Genomic DNA, 7685 nt, shown 5'->3' on the forward strand with positions numbered 1-7685 from the left:
ACTCGAAGGCCGGCGTGGGCGGTGACTGGTTCGACGTGATCCCGCTCTCCGGCAACCGGGTCGCCCTCGTCATCGGAGACGTCGTCGGCCACGGCGTCAACGCGTCCGCCACCATGGGACGCCTGCGCACCGCCGTACGTACCCTGGCCGACGTCGACCTGCCGCCCGACGAGCTCCTCACCCATCTCGACGATCTGGTCATCCACCTCACGGGAGACGAGGAGGCCGGCGGCGCGGAAGGCGATGTGGCGGCGGCCGGCGAGCTGGGAGCGACCTGCCTGTACGCGGTCTACGACCCGGTCTCCCGGCGCTGCACGCTGGCCTCGGCCGGTCACCCGTTGCCCGCCCTCCGCGCTCCCGACGGGACCGTGGATGGTATCTCCGGGTTCACAGGCCCGCCGCTCGGGCTGGGCGGTCTGCCCTTCGAGGCCACGGAGCTGACCCTGCCCGCGGGCAGCGTGCTCGCTCTCTACTCCGACGGTCTCGTGAAATCCCGGGTACGCGACATCGATGACAGCCTGAACACGTTGCGTGACGCGCTGTCGGTGCGGACGCCGTCGCTGGACGCCGCCTGCGACGCCGTCATCCACGGGTTGCTGGCCGGTCGCCCCGCCGACGACGTCGCCCTGCTCCTCGCCCGCACCCGCGCCCTCACCTCCGACCAGGTCGCCGTCTGGGACATCCCCCCTGACCCGTCCCTGGTCGAGCGCGCCCGGAAGGTGGCCGTCGAACAGCTCGACGAGTGGGGACTGGCGGATGCGACGTTCACTACGGAGCTTCTGGTCAGCGAGCTGGTCACCAACGCCATCCGCTACGGCGACTCTCCGATCCAGTTGCGGCTGATCCGCGACACCACGCTGATATGCGAGGTCTCCGATGCCAGCAGCACCGCGCCGCACCTGCGCCGGGCCCGGGTCTACGACGAGGGCGGCCGGGGCCTGCTCCTGGTCTCCCAGCTCAGCCAGAACTGGGGCACCCGGCATGCCACCGTCGGAAAGACCATCTGGTGCGAGCAGAACCTGCCGACGGGGTGACCCAGGTGTTGGCACGCCTGGCCTTCACCACGCACCCCGACCAGCTGCTCGACGGTCATCGCGCAGGCCGGAACGTTGTCTGTCTTCAGCCCGATCGTCTCGGTGTCGTGGGCGACAGGACGGCGGCGGCACCGCTGTGCAAGGGTCGATGCGGCGGCAGCCGGGCCGGCAGTGGCTGCACGCCCGCAGCCCTGTGGCGAGCGTTCCGCGAAGGCCCGTACGACCAGAAAGCCGCTCACGAAGGCGACCTGTTCGTGCACGCTGCGGGCGGGTTCACGGTGGCCCCTGCTGGAGGTCCCTCGCGCGGCACCGGGGCGTCTCCGGCACGGTCACGGCCCGGTGCTCGATGTGAAGGAGAGCCGCGCCGCCGGTTACCCGCTGTTCAGCGCCGATGTGACGATGGTCAGCGGCGAGAACCGGGCGGTGCTGGAGCGTACGGGCGTCGAGGTCCACATCGCCGGTACCCCCCGTCGCACCCGGCGACTGGATCTTCGCCGGCGACAACGGCGCCCTGCGCATTCCCGCCGGTGACGAAGAAGGCTGGAGGGCGTGCAGGGCGAACAGCACCCCCGTGGGCAGGGCACGGCACCGCCCCGCTGACTCGGGGCGTCCGCCGTCGGCGAGGATCAGGCGGCAGGAGTGGGTGAGGACGGGTTGTCGGGTCCGTTCCGTTGAAGCCGTACGGGCCGTATGCGGAGAGGCCGTCGGTGACGCGGTGGCGGGGACGCCAAGGCGCGTTCCTCTCCGTCTCCGCAGCCGGGGCGGGTGTACGCCGCCCGTCGCCGTCACCGCGAGTGCCCCGAGCAGGGCGAGTACGGCGGCGGGAGCCAGGACGGTCCAGGGGGCGCGTTCGACGTAGGGCTGGTTCTCGGCGAGCAGCAGTCCCCAGTCGGGGGAGGGCGGCTGAGCGCCCAGGCCGAGGAAGCCGAGGGCGGCCAGGTTCAGCGCGATGCCGGGCAGCCGGAGCAGGGCGTGGCGGACGACGGACGGCAGGACGGCTGGGAGCAGTTCGCGGGTGAGCAGGTACCAGTCGGTGGCGCCGAGCGCCCCGGTGGCGGTCAGGTGGAGGGTGGCGCGTTCCTGCTTCAGGACATGGGCCGCTGCCCTACGCGAGATCGCGCAGGGCAGCAGGCAGAGCGGAACGGCCGCCGTGGCGGCCCGAGGTGCGGTTCAGCGCCGGGTTCCTGTTCCGATGTACTGCCGCTCGTCCCAGCTGAACAGCGCGCCCTGCACCGACTTGGCGATGCCCAGGACGGCCTTGCCATGGACGAGGGGGATCACCGCGTCGGTGCCGAGGACCGCCGCCTCGGCCTTCATGGCGGCGTCCTGTCGCCTGCCGGTGTCGGACTGCGCCTGGGCGGCGGCGACGAGCCGGTCGACCCTCTTGTCGCACAGCTGCGACAGCTTGTAGGTGCCGTGGCAGGTGAAGTCGCTCACCAGGACGGAGACGGGGTCCCCAGTGTCGAGCATCATGTCGCGGGAGGTGACGGCGGCGTCGTACTTCCCGGCCAGCATGTCGCTTTCGACCTGCGAGTCACCGCGCACCACCGGCTTCACCTTGAACCCGGCCTTGGCCAGGTCCTGTTGCAGCACCTGGGCGACTTCGGGCAGCTCGGGCCGGGTCGAGTAGGTGGCGATGGTGATGCTCTTGCCGTCGGGCTTGATGGCCTCGGCCCGTCCGGTGGGCGCGACGCGCTTGCCGGCCGCCCAGGGCAGGGCGGGGCCGAAGAGGAGGCGGCCCGCAGCCCGGGGGCGGTGAAGGGGCCGGACTTGGTGTTCAGGTACAGGCTGGTGTCGCGGGCGGTGTCCGTCTCGTGGACGGTGTCCTTGTCCAGGGAGGCGATCTGCGAGACGGGGATCGCCTGCGCGATGTCCACCTGGCCGGTGCGCAGGGCTTACGCGGCGGTTCCCTGACATGGCGCGCAGGCGTGCGCGCTGTCGACAGCGATGTGGCCCTGGTCGAGAGGCGGGCGAGAGTCCGGCTTCGCCTGATGACGCGTCAGTACAGTCAGCAAGTGGTCAGCATGAGTACTGACACACCTGACCAAAGCTGCCCGCGCATGCGACTGGTCCTGGGCTGCGGGATGCGAGCCCAAGGGACTAAGGCGCTGGTCAGGCCGCCAGTCGAGAGTCCCGCAGCTTGGCGGGTCAGGTCCTGCTCACTTCGGATCGATCTCATCGCACCCCTGCCCGCTCCACTGCACATTCCTTTGGAAAATGCCAAAGCGTTCACCAGCGCCCACCACTTTCCGTAGTGTCGTGCTCACGTTCGCGGGAACGGCCGTGCAGGGGGAGGGGATTCGGCGTGCCCGGAATCGACGAGAGTCTGCTGGAAGCCATGCGCTTGCCAGGTGCTCGAGGGGCGTCGGTGGTTGATTGGATCAGTGGTCTTGCCCTGGGCGCGGTGGGTGACGCACCCGGTGGCGATGCGGAGGCGACGGCTGCGGAAACCGCCGAACTCGCCCGCCTCGCCACCGAGAGCGGCGCCCTCGCCCTCACCGGCGGACCGTCGGGTGACGTCACTGGCGCATCGCCCGGCGGCGGGCCTGCCGGCCCCGACGGGCCGTCCGGCAAGGAACCCCCCGTACAGGACCTGATCATCACGAACGCCGACTCGTACCACCTGCTCAGGTTCGTCACGACGACCTTCGACAGCACCGTGTTCGTGCACTTGTGGCTCGACCGCAGCGAAGGGAACCTCGCCCTGGCCCGCATCCGGCTGGCCGAGCTGACGGACCGGCTGGTGCTCGGATGACCACACCGACCCGGGCCCCGCGCACGGACGAACCCGCCTCGGCCCTGCTGAGCACCCTCGCCGCACAGGGGGCGACCGGTGCCCTGTCCACCGAGTCGGGGATCGTCTACCTCGCGACGGGACACGTCGTCCACGTCGAATCCGCCGTCACACCCGACCTCGGCGACCTGCTCACCCACAGCGGTGCGCTCGCCCCGGACGGCTGGTGGGAGGCGATCGACCGGGCCGGGCGCCGCTGCCGCGTCGGACGGCAGCTGGTGGACAGCGGTCACCTCGCGGCCGGCGCACTGGAACTGTGCCACCTGGGCGCCCTCTTCGACGCGGCGTACTTCGTCCTCGCCCAGGACGGACCGGCTCTCCGGTTCCGCCCCGGAGCCGCACACTGGCTCGGCGCGGTCCGGTCCGTACCGGTGGACACCGTCCTGCGCGAGTCCAGACGCCGTCGCGAACTGCTGCACCGCATATGGCCAGAACCCGCCGTCGATCGTGCGCCGCTCGCCCGCGTGCCCGGCCCGGACGCCGCCGACCTGCCGGCCCGCCGCGGCCGGACCCTCGCCCAGGTAGACGGTGTCCGCACGGCCGCCCAGATCGCCACGGCCCTGGCCTGCCGCACCTTCCACACCCTCGTCGAACTCCGCCGCCTCGCCGCCGCCGGACTGGTGGCTCCCGTAGCCCCCCTGGTCCGCGCCCCCTCCCCAGCCCCAGCCCCAGCCCCACACCCCGCCCCCGCGTCCGCCGAGCCGGGCCCCACCCCTCGTCCCGCCGCACCGGACGAGCCCGACACCGCACTTCTGCGACGGCTCCTGCACGCCTTGGAGGCACTGTGATCCGCGCGCGAAGACAGCGTGCCGAAAGGAGACTGCTCATGGCCGTCGAGACCGACGTCCTGGACGAACTGCGTCGGCTCCGCACCCGCATACCCCGGCTGACGGGCTCCCTCGCGGCCACCGTCGACGGACTCGTCCTCGCCCACGACGTGCCGGACACCGAACCGGAGGGACTCGCGGCGCTCACCGCCGCCGCCCTCGGTGTCGCCTACCGCATGACCGACGCCGCCGCCCGCGGCGACTTCCGCGAACTGCTGGTGCGGGGCTCCGGAGGCTACGTCGCCACCTACGCCGCCGGAACCACCGCCGTACTCACCCTCCTCGCCGAGGACCGCGTCAACGTCGGCCGCCTCCACCTCGAAGGCCGGCGCAGCGGCGCCCGGATCGCCGACCTGCTGGCCACGCGCGTGGGCCCGGGCACCGGCCGTCACGCCGACCGGCCGGCGCCCGAAGAGCACCTCGCCACGGTGCCCCCGGCCGCGGACCGTCCCATCGGCACCCTCCCGGTCCGCACTCCGCAGCGGCCCACGCACCTGCCGCGCCCCCAGTCCGGCATCTGAGCCCACCCGAACCCTCCGACCAACCGAAGTAAAAGAAACGAAGGAAAGGAACCGAGCGCATGGCCAACACGGAGACCGCGCTGAAGGAATGCCTGAGCTCCATCGACGGAGCGACGGCCGTCGCACTCGTCGACTACACCAGCGGCATGGCCCTCGGCACCCTCGGCGGCGGCAAGGACTTCAACCTGGAAGTCGCCGCCGCGGGCAACACCGACGTCGTGCGGTCCAAGCTGCGCACCATGGAGCACCTGGGCCTGAAGGAGGAGATCGAGGACATCCTCATCACGCTGAACACCCAGTACCACCTCATCCGCCTCCTGAAGGGGCGCGGAGGCAGCGGGCTCTTCCTCTACCTCGTGCTCGACGGCAGCAGGGCCAACCTCGCGATGGCCCGCCACCAGCTGCGCCGTATCGAAGCCGACCTGGAGGTCTGAACCGGCACCACCGGACGGGAGCCCTCCGCCACGCACGCGTCGCGGAGGGCCCCGGCACGCCGCACGGCGACGGCATCCGGCCAGCGCCCGCGTCTACGGTGTGTGTCATGACGGCACCCCTGGACGTGCTCGTGGTGGGCGCGGGCCCCACCGGACTCGCGCTCGCGACCCAACTGCGCGCCTTCGAAACGCAGTTCCGGATCGTGGACCGCTCACTGGACCGCGCCCGGGAGTCACGCGCCCTGGCGATCCAGCCCCGGACCCTGGAGATGCTGTCCGCGTTCGGTGTGGCGGACGACCTCGTCGACCGGGGCAACCCGGCGGTCGGGCTGCACCTGCACCTGCCCGGGCGGGTGCTGCGCGTCCCGGTGTTCGACGTCGGCTGCGAGGACACGCCGTACCCGTTCCTGCTCTTCCTCCCGCAGTCGGAGACGGAAGCCACCCTGACGGCTCATCTGGCCGCCCGGGGCGTGACGGTCGAGCGCGGCACGGAGCTGCTGAGCGCCGAACCCGGAGGCGAGTACGTCACCTGCCGCCTGCGGCACCGGGACGGGACCGAGGAGACCGTACGGGCCCGCTACGTGGTCGGCTGCGACGGCGCACACAGCACGGTGCGCTCCCAGGCGGGCATCGGCTTCGAGGGGTACGCCTATCCGCAGACGTTCCTGCTCGCGGATCTGGAGGCCGACGGACTCGAGCCGGGCGCCGCGCACACGTACATGACCGCGGCCGGGCTGTTGTTCTTCTTCCCGCTGGGCACTCCGGCCACCTGGCGGATGATCGCGATGCATCCGCCGGGCGCCCCCGGCGACCCGGTGAGCCTGGACCTCCTCCAGCGGATCGCGGACGACTGGACGCCCGACAGGCTGTCCCTGCGCGATCCGGTCTGGATGACGAGCTTCCGCATCCACAACCGCGGCGCCACCCACTACCGCAGGGGCCCCTTCTTCCTCGCCGGCGACGCGGCGCACATCCACAGCCCGGCCGGGGGACAGGGCATGAACACCGGCATCCAGGACGCGCTCAACCTGGGCTGGAAGCTCGCCCACGTCTGCCGGGGCGCGGCGCCCGAGGAGTTGCTGGAGACGTACGAGGCGGAGCGAGCCCCGGTCGGCCACGGCGTACGCCGCCTCACCGACCGTGCCTTCACCGCGGGTACGAGCAGCCATCCGGCCCTGCGGCTGGCACGGACGCGACTCGCCCCGCACATGGCCCCGCTGCTCCTGCGGGCGACCGGTGCCCGGGCGCGCCTCTTCCGCACGGTCTCCGAACTCGGCATCCACTACCGCCGGGGCCCCGCCTCCGTCACCGGACCCCTCCGGCCGCGCCGGGGCCCGCGCGCGGGAGACCGTCTGCCCGACACCCCGTCCGGCCTCCAGCGGCGCATCGCCGGGCCGGGCTACCACATCCTGCTCACCGGCCCCGCCCAGCTCTGGCCCGACGACCTGCGGCTGGGCGAACGGCACGGCCTGCTGAGCGTGCACCGGCTGGGTACGCGCAGCCCCTGGCCCGGCGTCGAGCACGCCCTCGTACGGCCCGACGGATACGTGGGTTACCTGGCACGCGGCACCGACCTCACGGGCCTGCGCGCCTACCTGCACCGCTGGCTGCCGGCCCCCTAGTACTCCAGCCGTAGATCGTGATCTTGTTGCTGGAGTGCGGTGGAGAGGGGGGCAGCGGTCAGTCGTCGACGAGATCGAGCTGGGCAGCAGAATCCGACTGCACCGACCAGTGCTTCGAGGGCGAACAGAACACCGAGACCGATGCCGAACGTGACCATCACGGGGAGCAGTCGGCAGGTTTCGACCACTCCGCGGGCGATCTTGAGGCGCATCGGCGGATTGAACGTACGGGCGGCGTCGGTGTCCCCGGCAGCCCTTCTCAGTCGTACCGGTGGACTACCCAGCCACGATGACCCGGACTTCGCCTTGGACGGGGTAGCCGACAGAACCGCCACCAGACCGTTCTTGGGGACGCGTCGACCAGGTGCGGTCATACCGGAGTTGCCGAGGCACCCTGGTGCGGGAGTCGGTGTAGCGGGCCCAGTACACCTCCTTGCGGCGGGCGTCGGTGGC

Annotated in this window: 8 protein-coding genes and 2 pseudogenes; 7 read left to right on the plus strand and 3 right to left on the minus strand. The window is 71.8% G+C overall.

The genetic code is table 11. The features are described from left to right. Positions 1–1034: SpoIIE family protein phosphatase (locus ABT116_RS37005; protein ID WP_351643358.1), on the plus strand; the 1034-nt coding region annotated here is incomplete at its 5' end. 339 nt (positions 1035–1373) lie between these two features. Next, on the plus strand, positions 1374–1565 hold the full coding sequence (locus ABT116_RS37010) for a hypothetical protein (RefSeq protein ID WP_351643361.1): 192 nt from the start codon (positions 1374–1376) through the stop codon (positions 1563–1565). A gap of 162 nt (positions 1566–1727) precedes the next feature. Here ABT116_RS37010 and ABT116_RS37015 read toward each other — a convergent pair. Both ABT116_RS37015 and ABT116_RS37020 read right to left on the minus strand, forming a co-directional pair. Next, a pseudogene (locus tag ABT116_RS37015) lies at positions 1728–2204 on the minus strand (ABC transporter permease subunit); the annotation flags it as partial. Further along, positions 2205–2929: pseudogene (locus ABT116_RS37020) on the minus strand (ABC transporter substrate-binding protein); the annotation flags it as partial. 410 nt (positions 2930–3339) lie between these two features. On the opposite strand from ABT116_RS37020, the gene ABT116_RS37025 reads away from it, so the two are divergent. The 5 genes from ABT116_RS37025 to ABT116_RS37045 all read left to right on the plus strand — a co-directional run bounded on the left by ABT116_RS37025 (position 3340) and on the right by ABT116_RS37045 (position 7232). Next, the gene (locus ABT116_RS37025; RefSeq protein WP_351643364.1) at positions 3340–3789 is read left to right on the plus strand and encodes a hypothetical protein; all 450 of its coding nucleotides are present in this window, start codon (positions 3340–3342) and stop codon (positions 3787–3789) included. Beyond that, a complete protein-coding gene (locus ABT116_RS37030; RefSeq protein WP_351643368.1) occupies positions 3786–4616 on the plus strand; it encodes a hypothetical protein in 831 nt (276 codons plus the stop codon). Before ABT116_RS37025 ends, ABT116_RS37030 begins: the two co-directional genes overlap by 4 nt. A gap of 38 nt (positions 4617–4654) precedes the next feature. Further along, the gene (locus ABT116_RS37035; RefSeq protein WP_351643370.1) at positions 4655–5176 is read left to right on the plus strand and encodes a roadblock/LC7 domain-containing protein; all 522 of its coding nucleotides are present in this window, start codon (positions 4655–4657) and stop codon (positions 5174–5176) included. A 59-nt stretch (positions 5177–5235) separates the two neighbouring features. After that, positions 5236–5610 (plus strand): roadblock/LC7 domain-containing protein, encoded by a 375-nt coding sequence (locus tag ABT116_RS37040; RefSeq protein WP_031136637.1) that lies wholly within the window; start codon positions 5236–5238, stop codon positions 5608–5610. A 107-nt stretch (positions 5611–5717) separates the two neighbouring features. Further along, complete coding sequence (locus ABT116_RS37045; RefSeq protein ID WP_351643372.1) at positions 5718–7232, plus strand: FAD-dependent monooxygenase; 1515 nt, start codon at positions 5718–5720, stop codon at positions 7230–7232. Here ABT116_RS37045 and ABT116_RS37050 read toward each other — a convergent pair. Next, the gene (locus ABT116_RS37050) at positions 7229–7444 is read right to left on the minus strand and encodes a hypothetical protein (RefSeq protein WP_351643374.1); all 216 of its coding nucleotides are present in this window, start codon (positions 7442–7444) and stop codon (positions 7229–7231) included. The genes ABT116_RS37045 and ABT116_RS37050 overlap by 4 nt on opposite strands. Positions 7445–7685 lie beyond the last annotated feature (241 nt).

Origin of the sequence: Streptomyces sp. NPDC002130, assembly GCF_040296465.1 — a bacterium.
Classification (GTDB): domain Bacteria; phylum Actinomycetota; class Actinomycetes; order Streptomycetales; family Streptomycetaceae; genus Streptomyces.